The sequence below is a fragment of the Paenibacillus sp. EKM301P genome (genome assembly GCF_011800295.1).
GTDB lineage: Bacteria > Bacillota > Bacilli > Paenibacillales > Paenibacillaceae > Paenibacillus > Paenibacillus polymyxa.
In genome coordinates, this window is record NZ_JAALFM010000001.1 from 137,994 (window position 1) to 153,815 (window position 15,822).

At 47.2% G+C, this 15,822-nt stretch carries 16 protein-coding genes; all 16 read right to left on the minus strand.

Annotated features, from left to right (window positions below):
- Positions 1 to 122 precede the first annotated feature (122 nt).
- Positions 123 to 707, minus strand: a complete 585-nt coding sequence (locus tag HFD99_RS00635; protein WP_025365124.1) for a histidine phosphatase family protein — start codon at positions 705 to 707, stop codon at positions 123 to 125.
- A gap of 67 nt (positions 708 to 774) precedes the next feature.
- Positions 775 to 1,401, minus strand: a complete 627-nt coding sequence (locus tag HFD99_RS00640) for a hypothetical protein (protein WP_013371659.1) — start codon at positions 1,399 to 1,401, stop codon at positions 775 to 777.
- Entirely contained in the window at positions 1,398 to 1,994 is a 597-nt protein-coding gene (locus HFD99_RS00645; RefSeq protein ID WP_013310707.1) for an RNA polymerase sigma factor, read from the minus strand. Before HFD99_RS00645 ends, HFD99_RS00640 begins: the two co-directional genes overlap by 4 nt.
- An 835-nt stretch (positions 1,995 to 2,829) precedes the next feature.
- Complete coding sequence (locus HFD99_RS00650; protein ID WP_090890180.1) at positions 2,830 to 3,918, minus strand: prephenate dehydrogenase; 1,089 nt, start codon at positions 3,916 to 3,918, stop codon at positions 2,830 to 2,832.
- Between the two features lie 26 nt (positions 3,919 to 3,944).
- Complete coding sequence (hisC, locus tag HFD99_RS00655; RefSeq protein ID WP_017427553.1) at positions 3,945 to 5,048, minus strand: histidinol-phosphate transaminase; 1,104 nt, start codon at positions 5,046 to 5,048, stop codon at positions 3,945 to 3,947.
- 57 nt (positions 5,049 to 5,105) lie between these two features.
- Entirely contained in the window at positions 5,106 to 5,912 is an 807-nt protein-coding gene (trpA, locus tag HFD99_RS00660) for a tryptophan synthase subunit alpha (protein ID WP_016822199.1), read from the minus strand.
- The gene (gene trpB, locus HFD99_RS00665) at positions 5,909 to 7,105 is read right to left on the minus strand and encodes a tryptophan synthase subunit beta (protein WP_016822200.1); all 1,197 of its coding nucleotides are present in this window, start codon (positions 7,103 to 7,105) and stop codon (positions 5,909 to 5,911) included. The genes trpA and trpB overlap by 4 nt, the downstream gene beginning before the upstream one ends.
- Positions 7,102 to 7,788, minus strand: a complete 687-nt coding sequence (locus HFD99_RS00670) for a phosphoribosylanthranilate isomerase (RefSeq protein ID WP_017427552.1) — start codon at positions 7,786 to 7,788, stop codon at positions 7,102 to 7,104. The genes trpB and HFD99_RS00670 overlap by 4 nt, the downstream gene beginning before the upstream one ends.
- Positions 7,785 to 8,579, minus strand: coding sequence for an indole-3-glycerol phosphate synthase TrpC (gene trpC / locus HFD99_RS00675; RefSeq protein WP_044785204.1), 795 nt, complete (start codon positions 8,577 to 8,579; stop codon positions 7,785 to 7,787). Before trpC ends, HFD99_RS00670 begins: the two co-directional genes overlap by 4 nt.
- Complete coding sequence (gene trpD, locus HFD99_RS00680; protein WP_090890173.1) at positions 8,569 to 9,615, minus strand: anthranilate phosphoribosyltransferase; 1,047 nt, start codon at positions 9,613 to 9,615, stop codon at positions 8,569 to 8,571. Before trpD ends, trpC begins: the two co-directional genes overlap by 11 nt.
- Positions 9,616 to 9,647: 32 nt before the next feature.
- Positions 9,648 to 11,198, minus strand: a complete 1,551-nt coding sequence (trpE, locus tag HFD99_RS00685; RefSeq protein WP_016822204.1) for an anthranilate synthase component I — start codon at positions 11,196 to 11,198, stop codon at positions 9,648 to 9,650.
- 383 nt (positions 11,199 to 11,581) lie between these two features.
- A complete protein-coding gene (aroH, locus tag HFD99_RS00690; protein ID WP_016822205.1) occupies positions 11,582 to 11,956 on the minus strand; it encodes a chorismate mutase in 375 nt (124 codons plus the stop codon).
- A gap of 2 nt (positions 11,957 to 11,958) precedes the next feature.
- A complete protein-coding gene (aroB, locus tag HFD99_RS00695; RefSeq protein WP_167440713.1) occupies positions 11,959 to 13,053 on the minus strand; it encodes a 3-dehydroquinate synthase in 1,095 nt (364 codons plus the stop codon).
- A 1-nt stretch (position 13,054) separates the two neighbouring features.
- The gene (aroC, locus tag HFD99_RS00700; RefSeq protein WP_019687864.1) at positions 13,055 to 14,224 is read right to left on the minus strand and encodes a chorismate synthase; all 1,170 of its coding nucleotides are present in this window, start codon (positions 14,222 to 14,224) and stop codon (positions 13,055 to 13,057) included.
- Between the two features lie 231 nt (positions 14,225 to 14,455).
- Complete coding sequence (locus HFD99_RS00705; protein WP_013371673.1) at positions 14,456 to 15,256, minus strand: CheR family methyltransferase; 801 nt, start codon at positions 15,254 to 15,256, stop codon at positions 14,456 to 14,458.
- A gap of 29 nt (positions 15,257 to 15,285) precedes the next feature.
- Entirely contained in the window at positions 15,286 to 15,729 is a 444-nt protein-coding gene (gene ndk / locus HFD99_RS00710; protein ID WP_013371674.1) for a nucleoside-diphosphate kinase, read from the minus strand.
- Between the last annotated feature and the right edge of the window lie 93 nt (positions 15,730 to 15,822).

Sequence of the window (15,822 nt, forward strand, 5' to 3'; positions counted from 1 at the left end):
CTTTGACGGAATCTTCAGACTCTAAACCTCTTTTTTTGCAAAGGTATAATTAAAAAAACAAAAAGACCACGACTCTACAATGAGTAGAAGCCGTGGTCTTTCACAAAGTATTGGAGTTGCAGTCACTTTTTCTCTTGCAAATGCTTCGTGCAATTATATAAAAGCGGTTCCCAGTCCGCATCCTCACGCTGGAGTACACTTAGTGACAAATTTCCAATTCGTTCTGTAAATTTTTCCTGATACAGAGCCTTATACAAATTAGCCAAGAAACCCCCGTGGGAAACGATCAACAGATTCTTGTCCCGATTTTCCGTCCAAAGAGCCTCCATAAAAGCTAGCGCACGAAGCTGAAGATCTGCATCGCTTTCCTGCCCTAAATCCAGCAGATGCCAGTCAACTCCCCACTTCTCTTCACGTTCGGCCTGTGTCATCCCCTCGACCTGACCATAAGCACGTTCTCTTAGTCGATCATCAGGTTCCAGCAATGGCAAATGCAGGGCAGAGGCAATAATATCCCCCGTCTCTTTCGCTCTGGAGAGACTACTTGTAATAAGCCCGTCCCATTGATAAGGCTCTTCCTTCAATCGTTCTGCCAGCAAGCGTGCCTGCCGACGCCCTTCCTCATTCAACGGAATATCACTGTGCCCCTGGATTTTTCCTACCGCATTCCAATCCGTCAATCCATGTCTGATCAAGCCAATAAGCATTGTGTCAGTCCTCCGCTGTTGTGTTATTCAGGCATATAATGAATTTTATATGGAGCCCATCTGCCAGCTAATTTCTAACTCTTCTCGTCCGATGGATCCAGCCCAGAGAAAATAAAGCAAGCGCAAGTGCCAATACAGACAACAACATCCAGTATTGCGGGTAAGTAGGAACAATGCTTGCAACCAGCGGATCCATAATGCCACTATTCACATCTTTAATGTGGTATTGATACTGTGGAGATGTACTTGTAGTTTCCAGCAGGCCTGTCGGTAAAATACCCGTGTCCATGACAGGAGCCGCTTGGGGGGGATTTTCCTGAGAGGAGCTTCCATTCCAGTTCAAAAACAAAAAGCTGCACAAAAATACGGCCAAAAAGCCGGCGATCCATACAGACATATACTTACGGGCTGCTGGGTTCACACGCGCACGTCGATGCTCGCCCGGAACAAGCCACGGTGATTCTTCATAAATTCGATCCATGACTCTACGATTCATTGCCTCTAGCTTATCATCTGTTATTTCAAAGGAAATATCACGAATAGCCGATCGACTTTCTTTTGACAAATTCCAATCATTCTCTTCCGAACCATGCTCCCACCCGGCAGACGAGCTTTTGGCCCGTCTGCGCTCCGAGTCTTGTTTCGATACATTTTTGCCTGTAGCGAACAAATCCTCAGCGTCCCTGGATTTCATTGGCTGCTCATCCCTTCGTTTTCCTCATAGAGAGGCTCAAAAAAATAAGGCTCCAACTGCGTCTTCACACTGGTTCTTGCCCGGAAAAGCAATGACTTCACCGCACTGACCGTCTGTCCTAAAATAGTCGCAATCTCCTGATAATCTAATTGCTCATATTCACGCAAAATCAGCGCAGATCGCTGCTTCTCAGGCAATCTGTTGATTGCTTCACGAACCATCTCTACCTTCTCACCGCGAAGAACAGCCTGCTCCGGAATTACATCCGATGGAGCTACCGGTACATAACCGCTCTCTTCCAATGGAACCTGACCACTACGGTGCTTGCGAAGCTCACTTAGCACCGTATTGCGTGCAATTGTATATAGCCAAGTGGAGAACGATGCATCTACCTCGCGAAAAGAATGCAGGCTCCGATACGCTTTATAAAACGTCTCCGAGCATAAGTCCTCAGCAATCATTTCCAGGTTCGAACTTTTCAGCATATGATAAACAAAAGCTAAAATTTTACGTTGGTGCCGCCTCATTAATTCTGAATAAACCTCAACATTACCTTGTTTGATTTCCTGAATCATCTGGGAATCTGTCATCATCCGAGTGAGACCCTCCTCGCCCATACATGTGCTGTTTTCCCGTCCGATTCTGTCTATATATACCGAACAGGCCAAAAAAAGTTGCGCCCTCTGCGCAAATGGATGAAACAGCATCATGGAACATTTGTTATTTTCTTACCCTATGTAGTGCCAACATTAACGGTGCTATCCCCAACAATATTCAATATCCAAAATGGACTTACCCATTGTACCACAAAATGGCCGCCAGTAAAAAAGTCCAAAATCCCCACGATTTCCATCAAAGGCTCCCTAACGCTGGCAGCTAATTCATTTAAACCGCTTTTCAATGGATTTTAAGTTTATTCAAGATAAATGACAAATCCAATCAAAGTGTTTCATTTAGAGCACCAATAAGGATAATTAAACAAAAAGAAAACGCTTTAAAAAAAATATTGACAAAATGAAAACGTATACATATAATAAAAGTACAGTATGGTTTCTCTCCACTCCTATCCTACTCAGCTACTTTACTAAAAGTAGCTACCACCCGGGGCTTTACCCGGGTGGTCTTTTTTTTCTTTATTAATAAGTAGTAAAGGACTATTCCATCGGCTCTTCAAATAACAAAAAAGCGGGAAGAGAACCTTCGCCCGCTTTAAATCTTTTCTTACTACTTCACTCCAGAAAGTATGATGCTTTTAAGACGGTCCGTAGCGGAGCGATTCATTTGAATCTGGAGAAGCGCAGCGTTCGCCTTTGCCTGCGGATTTTCCCCTTTGTACATATATTCAGAAAATCTGCAGGCAACAGCGATCGTAAGATCAAATGAATCGCGGAGCGGTCTACCTCCTTATTGAACACTCATACTTTCCTTCTATACAACCACTTTATAACCCATCGAATCCAGTAAGGTTTTGGCACGCTCCCAGTCCTGCTCTTGACGGAAGGAAAGCCTCATGATGCCAGGAACATCCTCCCGACTTTCAATGATTCGCATATTGCTCAGATTAATGCTGTGATTTCCTAGTTCCATTGCAATTCTTCCGATAATCCCTGGGGTGTCCGGTACATCAATATACAGATCAAACGTAGAGACAATAACTCCTTTACGACGCTCTGGCAGTTCACTACGGAAATGCCCTGCTGTCAAAAATTCGTCAGCAATTCCCTCTCCGTCTTGTGTTCTCAGCAAATGAGTAAAACGCTCAATCTGCCCATTCCATTCTTCTAACAGGCCCAGTAAAACATCACGATTACTCAGCAAAATGTCCCGCCACACAACCGGATCACTAGAGGCTATCCGTGTAATATCACGAAACCCACCAGCAGCCAATGTACGGTACAACGGATTTTCATCATTGTGCTTTCGTACCTGATTCACCAGCGCTGCTGCAATAATATGTGGAAGATGGCTAATCGCACCGACAATATCGTCATGCATATCAGGTTGGACACGCACAACATGAGCACCGGTATATTTCAACAAACGCTCCAGCGAACTGTAAGCTTCCTCAGGCACACCCTCTGCAGGGGAAAGCACATAATATGCATTTTCAAACAACAACGCAGAAGCGGCCCTGACACCGGAACGCTCCGAGCCAGCCATCGGATGACCCCCGATAAAGTAAGCATTGTGCAAAGATATTTCTGATGCCTTTTTGGCAATCGCCGATTTTGTGCTACCTACGTCGGTAATAATACACCCCGCTTTAAGCGGTAACTTGCTTAACAATTCGAGGTAATGCTCCAGTAAACCAACCGGAACGCATAAAAAAATAAAATCGGCATCCTTGACCGCCTCTTCAACCGAAAGAGTCGCGGTGTCCACGACACCACGGCTTAGCATCGGTTCTATCAGTTCAGGAAGATGAGCATGACCGACCACAGTAATATCCGGCTTCCCTCTAAAACAAAGTGCGAGGGACCCGCCAATCAGTCCCACGCCGAAAATGGCAATCTTCATCTATTATCAAATCCCATCTGCGGAAATTATAGGCGTACTTTCGCCGCTTCCGCCCCCAGGACCTGTTCCAGCGCACGAATAAACAACTCATTTTGCGGCTGTGATCCAACCGACACCCTAATATATGTCGGATATTTGTGATGACCTGCGCGAATAATCACACCTTTACGAAGCAACTCCTGAAATACCTCACCGGATGGACGACGTACGTCCAGCATAATAAAATTACCATGTGCCGGGAAAGACTCCAGCCCCAAACGCTTCAGCTCATTTTGCAAATAAGCTCTACCCTCTGCATTACGATCCCGACATTCCTGAACAAATTCCTGATCTTCCAAGGCAGCAATGGCCGCAGCCTGTGCTACCCGTGAAGTATTAAACGGCTCACGAACCTGATTGATCAAGCGAATGGTTGCCTCGGCTCCCATACCATATCCGATACGTAGCGAAGCCAGACCATAGATTTTGGAGAAGGTACGCAGTACAACCAAATTTTCATAAGCTGACAACAAGCGAATGCCGTCTGGATACGAACGATCTATTACAAACTCAGCGTAGGCTTCATCCAGCACCACCATGATATGCTTTGGCACTTGGTTCAGAAACGCAATCAGCTCAGCTTCGGGTACAATCGTTCCCGTCGGATTATTTGGATTACAGATCCAAATAATTTTTGTACGGTCATTGATATGAGACAGCATGGCATCCAAATCATGTACACCGTCACGCAAAGGCACCTCAACTGCAACTGCTCCCTCAATTTCCACGTTACTTTTATAGACGGAAAATGTCTGATCAGCCATGATGCTTTCTTCCCCTGGAAGGAGGAATGCACGCGTAATCAACGCAATAATTTCGTCAGAGCCACAGCCATAGATAAATTGTTCTTCTTTTAATCCCGTCCGTTTAGCTAGTGCCTGTGTCAGAGCAACTGCACTTCCGTCAGGATATACACTGATGTTAGCAAACTCCTGCTGAATGGCCTGCAACACTTTGGGAGAGCTGCCATACGGATTCTCGTTTGAGGCGAGCTTGATTACTTCATCGAGTCCCAGCTCACGTTTCACATCCTCAATCGGTTTACCGGGCTGATATACTGGCAAATGTACAATATGCGGTTTAGGCTGCATGCCCCTTCCTCCTCTATCCAATCAGAACTAAATTAAATATTTTATATTTGACACCCATTACTGCTTTAATTGTGCCACAAAATCGCGAATTTGCAAAAGCCCTTCTTCTCTGCGTGCAGAATCCTCCAGCAATGGAATGGCTTCCTCCACCTGTCGCACAATGGCACTGCCAACCACAACTCCATCGCAAATGTCTGAAAACCGGACAACCTGCTCACGATTTGAAATACCAAAGCCTATCGCCACCGGAACATCCGTATGCCGTTTGACCTGCGCGATAAAGCCCTCTATACCTTCAAAAAAAGAAGCTCTTTCTCCGGTTACACCCAGCGAAGATACACAGTACACAAATCCTCGGGCCTGACGGGCAATTCGTTCGATCCGTTGTTCAGACGTTGGGGCTACCAGCGGAATCAGATGCACACCTACCTCTGCTGCCCGTCCTCCCAGCTCCTCTGCTTCTTCAAGCGGAAGATCCGGAATAATCAGACCACTGATACCGTGCTCCTGCAAGCCTGCAAAGAAAGCATCCATCCCCATTTGCAATACAGGATTATAATACGTGAACAGAATAAAAGGCAGGCTTGAACCTGCCGCCCTAGCCAGAGACGCTGTCTCCATACAGGTGCGGATTGAAATTTGCCGTTTCAGTGCACGTTCAGACGCACGCTGAATCACAGGGCCGTCAGCCAACGGGTCCGAATAAGGTACGCCTAGTTCCAATATATCGGCTCCGGCTGACTCTAACTGCCGAATGATCTCTATCGTGGTATCCACATCCGGGTCGCCTACCGTCAGAAAAGGAATTAATGCCGTTTTGCCTTCATGTTTAAGGCGTTCAAACGCCTGATCAATTAAGTTCATGACGGATTTCCCCCTAAATACTTGATAATGGAGTCCACATCTTTATCCCCACGCCCAGACAAACAAATAACGATAATATCATCTGAAGTCAACGTAGGTGCCAGCTTGGCGACCTGTGCAACGGCATGTGCCGACTCTAATGCAGGCAGTATTCCTTCGGTACGGCAAAGGAGCTGAAGTGCATCCAGCGCTTCCTGATCAGTAATCGGGACATATTGGGCCCGCTCAATATCTTTTAGGTATGAATGCTCCGGTCCAACACCTGGATAATCCAGTCCAGCCGAGATGGAATGCGCAGGTTGCACTTGTCCGTACTCATCCTGAAGCAGATAACTCATAGAGCCTTGGAAGACTCCTTGCGTCCCCTTGCTCATGGTAGCTGCATGGAATTCCGTCTCGACGCCTTTACCAGCAGCCTCCACGCCAATCAAAGCAACACCTTGATCCTCTATGAAAGGATAAAACATACCGATAGCATTGCTTCCGCCACCGATCGCTGCCACAACAACATCCGGAAGTCTGCCTTCCTTCTCCAAGATCTGACGGCGTGTTTCATCGCCTATCACACGCTGGAAATCCCGCACCATCATCGGATACGGATGCGGACCGACAGCCGAACCCAAAATATAAAACGTATCATGGACATGGCTCACCCAATAACGTAAAGCTTCATTCCCGGCATCCTTAAGTGTACGCGTACCGGATGTCACCGGAATCACTTCTGCACCCAAAAGCTGCATCCGAAATACGTTCAACTGCTGGCGAACCGTATCCTCTTCGCCCATAAACACTTTGCATTCCAATCCGAGCAATGCAGCTACGGTAGCCGTTGCGACACCATGCTGTCCTGCACCTGTTTCGGCAATGACCTTCTGTTTACCCATACGCTTTGCCAGCAATCCCTGGGCCAATGCATTATTAATTTTGTGGGCGCCAGTATGGTTTAAATCTTCGCGCTTCAAGTAAATTTTTGCCCCGCCCAGATGTTGGCTCAGACGCTCCGCATGATAAAGCGGAGTTTCCCGACCCGAATAGTCTTTTAGAAGTCCGTTCAACTCTGCTTTAAATTCAGGATCATCCGCGTATTTTCGGTAGGATTCCTCCAATTCAATCAGTGCGTTCATCAACGTTTCCGGTACAAAACGTCCGCCAAATGTTCCAAAACGTCCGTTGTTATCAGGTAATTGTGTCATGCCTGCTTCACCCTTTCTACGAATGCTGTGATTTTTGCAATGTCCTTGACTCCGTTCGTCTCTACACCGCTGGAAACATCCAGCCCGTCGGGATGATACTCGCTAATCAGCTTTTCTGCGTTATCGGCAGTCAGCCCCCCAGCTACAAACAGAGGGATTCCGTGTTGATGAGTCCAAGCCTGATAGGCGGGAATTCGATCCCACGCAAACGTTTTTCCAGAACCGCCGCCATACAGGGGATCGTATGTATCCAGCAGTAAAGCATCAATTGTTCCGACATAAGCCTCTAATTCGTCTGCTCGGTGTTCGGTCTTCCCCTGCTCTGTCTGCCCTTGGCTGTCCACAGACCAAGCCTTGAATATCTGTATGCCAAAACGTTCCTTAATCTCCCGACAGCGCTGTGGACTTTCCTGTCCATGCAACTGAATGACATCCAATGGTGCTTTCTCCATCACATCGTTTAACAGTGCATCGTCAGGGTTCACAAATACGCCCACGCTGCGCGGTCTGCTGCCCGAGGCCCATTCATCCAATACGCGAAGCAACTCTCCAGCATGTGCGCCGTCAATCCGGCGCTTGCTGTCAGCAAACACAAAACCTATATAATCGACCGGTAAGTTTACCATAGATTTTAGCACTTCAACGCTTTGAAGTCCACAAATTTTTACGCCCGTTTTGTTCATGCTTTAACCCCGTCCATCAATTCGACTACAGCCTGTCCTACATCTTCCTTACGCATCAGATGCTCCCCTACCAGAATGCCGTGCGCACCTACCGAATGCAGATACTTAACATCTTCCGGTCCTGCAATGCCGCTTTCGCTGATGAATGTAACCCCTTTTGGGATCAGTGAGATCAGCTCCTCTGTCGTCTGGAGACGGGTCTCAAATGTCCGAAGATTGCGATTGTTCACACCAACTAAGGTCGCTGTACCCAGATCCAGCACTGCTTTAAGTTCCTCACTGTCATGCACCTCTACCAACGCATCCAGCCCAAGATCCTTGGCGATTTGTAAGAATGAACCTAATACATTCTGTTCCAATATCGCGGCAATCAACAGTACCGCATCCGCTCCCAATAGACGAGCTTCATAGATTTGCCGTTCATCAATGATAAAATCTTTTCGCAGCAGCGGAATTTTCACTTGATCGCGAATTTGCTGTAAATATTCAGGACTCCCCTGAAAATACGTAACATCTGTCAGTACAGAAATGCAATCGGCTCCTGCTCCCTCATATGCACGCGCAATATCCACCGGATGGAAATTGGGTCGAATCAACCCTTTGGACGGAGAAGCCTTCTTTACTTCAGCAATCAGCCCGAGCGGACGGTTGCGTCCGCTAGCGATCGCATTTTCAAATCCTCTCGTCACAGGTAAATCTGCAATTAAGCGTTCGGCTTTATTAATCTCAAAATGCTGCTTAAGCTGCTCCACTTCTTGTCGCTTCGTCACCACAATTTTATCAAGATACATATTGATATTCCCCCGTTGCCTGTATTAATTGATCCAGCTTGGAAAGAGCCAATCCAGAGTCGATAGCTTCTGCCGCTCGCGCTACTCCGTCTGTCAAGGTAGCTGCTGCGCCTGAGACATAAATACACGCTCCTGCATTCGCTAGCACAACATCACGATAAGCTCCATGCTCTCCGTTCAAAATTCGCCGTATGATCTCTGCGTTAACCTGAGCATCGCCGCCCAACACCTGATCGAGAGAATGTGTCTGCAAGCCCAGATCGGACGGATGAAGCTCGAACGTGTGAACCTTGCCGTCCTTGAGCTCGGATACTCGTGTGGCGGCCGAAATACTAATTTCATCTAGCCCATCCAAACTGCTGACGACCATGGCTCGTTTGGAGCCAAGCTGGTTCAATACCTCGGCAATCACTTCCGTTTTGCCAGCATCATAAATACCCAGCAACTGCCGATCCGCACCAGCCGGATTCGTCAATGGACCGAGCATATTGAATACCGTCCGCACACCTAGCTCGCGGCGCGGTGCTGCGGCATGCTTCATAGACGGATGATACAGCTGTGCGAATAAAAAGCAGATACCGATGCGGTCCAGACACGAGCGAGCCTGATCACTTGTCAAATGAATGTTGACTCCGAGTGCCTCAAGGACATCAGCACTCCCGGCACGGCCACTTGCAGAGCGGTTGCCGTGCTTGGCTACCCGTACAGAAACCGAAGCCGCGATAATAGCGGAAATGGTGGAAATATTAAACTTGTGAATACCCGAACCCCCGGTGCCGCATGTATCCAGTAGACGACTGTTCCCCTCTCCAGTTTGCACTGGACTAGCGTAATTGCGCATTGCTTCGGCAAAACCGGTGATTTCATCTACCGTCTCTCCCTTGAGGCGAAGAGCCGTCAGGAGCCCGCCGATTTGCGCCTGTGTAGCACTCCCACTCATAATCTGTTCCATCACGCTACGGGCCTCCGTACGCGAAAGATGCTGTCCTTCAATGATCCGGCTTAACCCTACTTGTATCATGTCATGTCGTTCCATTGTCGTCTCCTCCTCAGAATCAGATTTTTGTGTTACGGAGTGTACAAATAATCTTGGTTGATGACGCTGTTGTAAGGCTGTGTCGTTGCTGGAAACATCGCTTCCGCCGTGCGGATTGCTTTGAGCAGTGCCTTTGCTTTGTTTACCGTCTCCTGATACTCGCTTTCCGGTACCGAGTCCCACACAATTCCAGCCCCTGCCTGGACATAGGCACGGTTCTTTTTAAACACAATTGTGCGAATCGTAATGCAAGCATCCATATTGCCTGAGAAGCCCAAATATCCAATTGCTCCTGCATAGGTTCCGCGTGCTTCCCGCTCCAGCTCAGCAATAATCTCCATCGCCCGTAGCTTTGGAGCTCCGGATACGGTGCCGGCCGGCAGGCAAGACAGGAAAGCATCGAAGAAATCTTTGTCCTCACGCAGTTCGCCCGACACATTCGATACAATGTGCATCACGTGGGAATAGCGTTCAATCTCCATGAATGTATCGCATTTTACGGTGCCAAACTGGGATACACGTCCCAGATCATTTCTTCCCAGATCTACCAACATCAGATGCTCTGCACGTTCTTTTTCATCCTTCAACAATTCTTCAGCAAGCGCCGCATCTTCGGTTTCCGTTACGCCACGCGGTCTCGTTCCTGCAATCGGTCGGGTCTCTACACGGCCGTTTTCCACCTTGACGAGTGCCTCCGGCGAAGTGCCTACGATGATCTCGTCATCCATTTTCAGATAATACATATATGGCGACGGGTTCATCGTGCGCAGCACGCGGTATACCTGTAGTGGAGAGGCCTCTGTATCGATGTGAAAACGCTGGGACAGTACAACCTGAAAAATATCACCGGAGCGGATATACTCCTTTGCCTGCTCCACGTTTGATATAAACTGTTCCTTTGTCACATTGGATTGGATCTCACCCAGTTCCACATCATCAGGAATGGAGGCAGAGCCTAATCGCTCCGGTGGGGACTGCTTGCGCAGATACTGCGCCGTGTTCTCCAACTTGCGTTCCACATCTGCATAAGCAGCACGAATGTCCTCCTCGCGGAACCCTTCACCTATATGAACATTGCCAACCAGCAAAATTTGCTGTTTCACATGATCAAAGACAATGACTTGATCGCAAAACATAAAACGAATATCATCCATATTCAAATCATCTACCGAGTGCTCTGGCAGCTTTTCGTAGTATTGAAGCAGGTCATATCCAAAAAATCCGATAGCCCCGCCTGTAAATGGAGGCATGTCTTTCAGTTTCGGACTACGGTATTTACGAAGTAATGCTTTGAGCGCTTCAATCGGCTTGTCGCTTAATATTTGCCGTTTACCGTGTTGTTCCAAAATCAATCGACCTTTTTTACCTGAGACCATCAGAAATGGGTCTGTTCCGATGAAGGAATGTCGCGCCCACTGCTCGCCTCCCTCTACACTCTCCAGCAGAAAGGCACGGTCCCGCTCAGCATACCGACGGAAAATCCGAATCGGCGTCTCCATATCAGCCAGCACTTTTTTGTACACAGGAATCAGGTTAAATTCATTCGCCATCGCTATCACTTGCTCCACATGCGGCGTTAACATGAGATCACTTCCTTTCCAAATTGGCGCAGAACCCAATGGAGAGAATAAAAAAGCCTCTACCCGTAAGGTAGAGGCTGTCAGTTATTGAAATTATAAGAATGCTCCATATGTAAAATGATCACAGCAAATAGAAAAGCATACACTTATCCCTTTTGCATAACCGCGCAGGTTACCCCAAATAAGCTTCTCTATAGAAGAAGGTCTCTTCATGGACAAAAGCTTACCCGCTACCGCCGGTCTCTGTAATCTCATATGGAATTGGCTAGACTACACTCTTCTCATCTCAACTCTGCTCTGGCTAACTCTACTCTACTCAACTCTGCTACACACACTATATCTCATGGAATGTTACTTTGGCAACCATCAACTTAAAAAATGGACGATTATTTCCCTTGGGAAGCCAGATCTGGTCTTAACATCTGTGCGCCGTTCAAATATACATGTTTCATTTCACGCTGAGATTTATCGGTATTCACCTGTACCATCAAACGGATGCACTTGGGCAAGCTACCAGCTACAGGAATTTCTAATGCACACATGAGCGGAACCATGTCCCAGCCGTCAAGCTGACGGATGGCCATGGCTGGAAAGGCAGCATCCAGGTCATGGGTCACCGTTATCCATACATTACTAATATCCTCCGGCTGAATTTCATTGTAGGATACGATTTCCTCCAGTAGTTGGCTTGTTGCTTCCAAAATTTCGTTTGCTTCATTATTCGTCACGGTCGTCGCGCCACGAATTCCACGATTGTACATCGTTACGCCTCCTCTTTTAACTGTTCAATGACTTCCCGGATGTAAGAGACGGAAATATCCTTCACAACCTCCACACGCCCAATACTGCGTGGGACAACGAAAGTAATACTGCCTTCTTTGAATTTTTTGTCATGCATCATCGCTTCGAGCAGTTGATCTGTATCGAGATGTGACGGAAGAGAAGTCGGTAAGCGCAGCGATGACAGCATATCCTTCGTTTCGTTTACCAAAGAAGGATCTGCCCCCAGCTTCACACCCAGTAGTGCGGAGCCGACCATACCAATAGAAATGGCTTCCCCGTGTAAAAACTCACCATATCCCGCAATCGCTTCAATCGCATGCCCAATCGTATGGCCTAAGTTTAAAATAGCGCGCAAATCATTTTCTCGTTCATCGCGTGATACAACTTCGGCTTTAATGGAGCATCCCTTCTCCAGCCCGTACTCCAGTGCCGTCGCATCCAGTCCGAGCAAATCCGTCGAATGTTCACGGCACCACTGAGCAAAATCAGCATCCCAGATCAAGCCATGCTTGATCATTTCAGCAAGCCCCGCAGATACCTCGCGAGGAGGTAATGTTGACAACGTATCTACGTCATACAGTACGAGTTCCGGTTGATGAAAGGCTCCTATCATATTTTTCGCCAAAGGATGATTGATGCCGACCTTACCACCCACGCTGCTGTCATGGGCAAGGATAGTAGTTGGAACCTGTACGAACTTGATGCCTCTCATAAAAGATGCCGCCACAAATCCAGCCAAATCACCCACCACACCACCACCAAGAGCGATAACAGCTGAATTGCGATCCAAACCGCCCTCAATGGCTGCTGTTATACCTCGCTCAAATACAGCAAGCGACTTGGATGTTTCACCTGGCTTAACGACAAATGATACCGTTTTGTACCCCGCCTCTTGAAGATTGCTTTCCAATGTTGCCAAGTAGAATCCCGCTACATTTTCGTCTGAAACAATCAATAATGGGCTTTTTTGTGCAATTCCTTGTTCCTTCAACGACTCTCCGGCTTGATGCAACAACCCACGTCCGATAAGAATAGGATAAGAACGTTCGCCAAGCTGTACCGTCAGCGTACTCATCTTAGTATTGCTCCAGTTGTTGTTCATAGGATGCAATATTCGCGCGGATTTCTTCAATTGAATCCCCGCCGAATTTCTCTAGTAAAGCTTTGGCTATCTCCCAAGCTACCACATGCTCCATGACTACGCTTGCCGCTGGTACCGCACATGCATCCGAACGCTCAACCTGTGCAGTGAACGCTTCTTTCGTATCAATGTCAACGCTTTGCAGCGGCTTATAAAGTGTGGGAATTGGCTTCATAACGCCACGAACCACCACTGGCATTCCGTTGGTCATGCCACCCTCAAAACCACCCAATCGATTTGTACGACGGTGATATCCACGTTCCTCATCATATAAAATCTCGTCATGCACCTGTGAACCACGCAACTCTCCTGCTTCAAACCCGATGCCGATTTCCACACCTTTAAATGCATTGATCGACATGACACCTTGTGCGATACGTGCATCCAACTTCCGATCATACTGTACATGACTGCCCAGACCAATCGGAACACCTTCCACGATACATTCCACTACCCCACCGACGGAGTCACCTTCTTGCTTGATCAGGTCAATATACGCTTCCATCTTCTTCTCCGTTTCTGGATCGGTTACTCTTACCGAAGAAGCTTCTGTTACGGCAATCAGTTCATCAATCGGCAAATCGCGATAAGGAGCTTCGATTTCACCAATGCGGATGACCTGACCTGCCACCTTGATCCCGAACTCAGCCAGTAATTGACGAGCCAAACCGCCACATGCCACACGAATTGCTGTTTCACGTGCACTGGAGCGTTCCAACACGTTACGAAGATCCTTCAGGTTGTATTTCATTCCGCCATTCAAATCCGCATGACCCGGACGCGGCCGATGAACCCGACGCTTTTCTTCATCACTGCCTTCAATAGGCTCAATATTCATAATATTCTGCCAGTGCTTCCAATCGTTATTTTCCACAACTAGTGCAATTGGTGCACCTGTGGTATATCCGTGACGTACGCCACCAGCAATCTTCGCCGTATCTTTTTCAATCTGCATACGCCGCCCCCGTCCATATCCTTTCTGACGACGGTGCAATTGAAAATTCAATTCTTCAAAATCCAATTTCAAATTACTCGGCATACCCTCTACAATGGCAGTTAGCTGGGGACCATGCGTTTCCCCCGCGGTTAAATAACGTAAACTCATGACGCGTTCCCCCTTTAAACTGTTAAACTGTGCATCGCTAAAATCTTTAACTGTGCTTCATTATAGTATACGCACCTTTCTTTGACAAGAAAAGCCACGTCTGAGGCAGATAAACAAAAAAACACGTCCCTCAGCCAGAAGAGCTAAAGGACGTGCGCTGTTGATAAGCCAGCCATCCATTACTTAAGAATAGAAATAAGTTCCTACGAAACGATGGATGATATGACAGGCTTATGCTTTTTTGCGATAAAAAAAGGTTTCAGTCGATTCCAGCCCATATTGGTTAGGAGAAAAGATTTGCTCGGTACTGCCGACAAATAAAACACCGCCGGGACGAAGGCTGGCAGCAAACTTTTGATACAACGCATGTTTGGCCTCTTCTGTAAAATAAATCATAACATTTCGACAGATAATGAGATCATACCCATCCTCAAACCGATCCAGCAGCAAGTTTTGCTTTTGAAATTTCACAGCCTGTTTTAGACGGTCATCAATCCGATACATGGCACCATCTGGTTTAAAATATTTGCTAGCTACCTGCTCAGGCACATCCTTGAGCGAACGCTCCAAATATTTACCTTCCTTGGCTTTAGCCAATGCACCATCATCAATGTCGGAAGCTGTAATAGAGCAATTCCCTAAAATTCCTTTACCGTCGAGAACCATAGCCAAGCTATAGGGCTCTTCACCTGTCGAGCAGGCCGCACTCCACAGCTTAAGCTTCTGCTTTCCCACAAGCAGCTGTGGCAAAATGATATCCCGCAGCACTTCCCACCGATTGGGATTTCGCCAAAACTCGGAAACATTGATCGTCATACGATCCAAGAATTCATAGAATAGAGGTTTTTCCTTCATCATGGCATCATAAAAAGAAACAAAACTGGGAAACCCGTTTTTGTTGCGAAGCGTCGTTAACCGCCTTTTCATCTGTGCTTCTTTGTATTGTGCAAGATCAATACCTGTGCTGTCCTTGATTTTGCGGATAAACGCTGTGTAATCGGGGTCCGTCTGACCCAGTTCCAGATCCGTCATGCTACCATCCTTCTTCATACGTAATAAACTTACACCCAGGTCGCTACAGTTTTTTCATACCGAACTAATTCTTCCGGTGTGAAAAAATTTGCAATCTCGCGCTCTGCGCTCTCCGGTGAATCTGAACCATGAATGAGGTTAAACGGTGTATGTGCAGCAAAGTCTCCACGAATGGTGCCCGGAAGAGCCTCTGTTACTTGTGTTTTACCAATCAGCAAGCGGGAAAGCGTAACAATGTTATCCCCTTCCCAAACCATGGCAAATACAGGTCCTGATGTGATAAAGCCTACAAGCTCTTCAAAAAAAGGCTTGCCCACATGCTCCGCATAATGCCGCTCTGCTTGTTCTCTAGATACCTGCACAAGCTTGCCAGCCGCCATTTTGAAGCCCTTGTCTTCTAAACGACTGACAATACGTCCAATCAGTCCGCGTTGTACACCATCCGGTTTAACCATCAAAAACGTACGATCCATCGGCTCACTCCCAATCCAATCTAATGTATTTATACAGTACTAATCTGTATTGTAACAGAAAGATTGGAAACGGTTAAAGTATTTTGTCACAGC

What these genes read in the sequence shown, in the direction of transcription:
- HFD99_RS00635 (WP_025365124.1), bottom strand. Translation starts at nt 707, where the DNA reads ATGCTTATTGGCTTGATCAGACATGGATTGACGGATTGGAATGCGGTA.
- HFD99_RS00640 (WP_013371659.1), bottom strand. Translation starts at nt 1,401, where the DNA reads ATGAAATCCAGGGACGCTGAGGATTTGTTCGCTACAGGCAAAAATGTA.
- HFD99_RS00645 (WP_013310707.1), bottom strand. Translation starts at nt 1,994, where the DNA reads ATGATGACAGATTCCCAGATGATTCAGGAAATCAAACAAGGTAATGTT.
- HFD99_RS00650 (WP_090890180.1), bottom strand. Translation starts at nt 3,918, where the DNA reads ATGAAGATTGCCATTTTCGGCGTGGGACTGATTGGCGGGTCCCTCGCA.
- hisC (WP_017427553.1), bottom strand. Translation starts at nt 5,048, where the DNA reads ATGCAGCCTAAACCGCATATTGTACATTTGCCAGTATATCAGCCCGGT.
- trpA (WP_016822199.1), bottom strand. Translation starts at nt 5,912, where the DNA reads ATGAACTTAATTGATCAGGCGTTTGAACGCCTTAAACATGAAGGCAAA.
- trpB (WP_016822200.1), bottom strand. Translation starts at nt 7,105, where the DNA reads ATGACACAATTACCTGATAACAACGGACGTTTTGGAACATTTGGCGGA.
- HFD99_RS00670 (WP_017427552.1), bottom strand. Translation starts at nt 7,788, where the DNA reads ATGAACAAAACGGGCGTAAAAATTTGTGGACTTCAAAGCGTTGAAGTG.
- trpC (WP_044785204.1), bottom strand. Translation starts at nt 8,579, where the DNA reads ATGTATCTTGATAAAATTGTGGTGACGAAGCGACAAGAAGTGGAGCAG.
- trpD (WP_090890173.1), bottom strand. Translation starts at nt 9,615, where the DNA reads ATGGAACGACATGACATGATACAAGTAGGGTTAAGCCGGATCATTGAA.
- trpE (WP_016822204.1), bottom strand. Translation starts at nt 11,198, where the DNA reads ATGTTAACGCCGCATGTGGAGCAAGTGATAGCGATGGCGAATGAATTT.
- aroH (WP_016822205.1), bottom strand. Translation starts at nt 11,956, where the DNA reads ATGTACAATCGTGGAATTCGTGGCGCGACGACCGTGACGAATAATGAA.
- aroB (WP_167440713.1), bottom strand. Translation starts at nt 13,053, where the DNA reads ATGAGTACGCTGACGGTACAGCTTGGCGAACGTTCTTATCCTATTCTT.
- aroC (WP_019687864.1), bottom strand. Translation starts at nt 14,224, where the DNA reads ATGAGTTTACGTTATTTAACCGCGGGGGAAACGCATGGTCCCCAGCTA.
- HFD99_RS00705 (WP_013371673.1), bottom strand. Translation starts at nt 15,256, where the DNA reads ATGACGGATCTGGAACTGGGTCAGACGGACCCCGATTACACAGCGTTT.
- ndk (WP_013371674.1), bottom strand. Translation starts at nt 15,729, where the DNA reads ATGGATCGTACGTTTTTGATGGTTAAACCGGATGGTGTACAACGCGGA.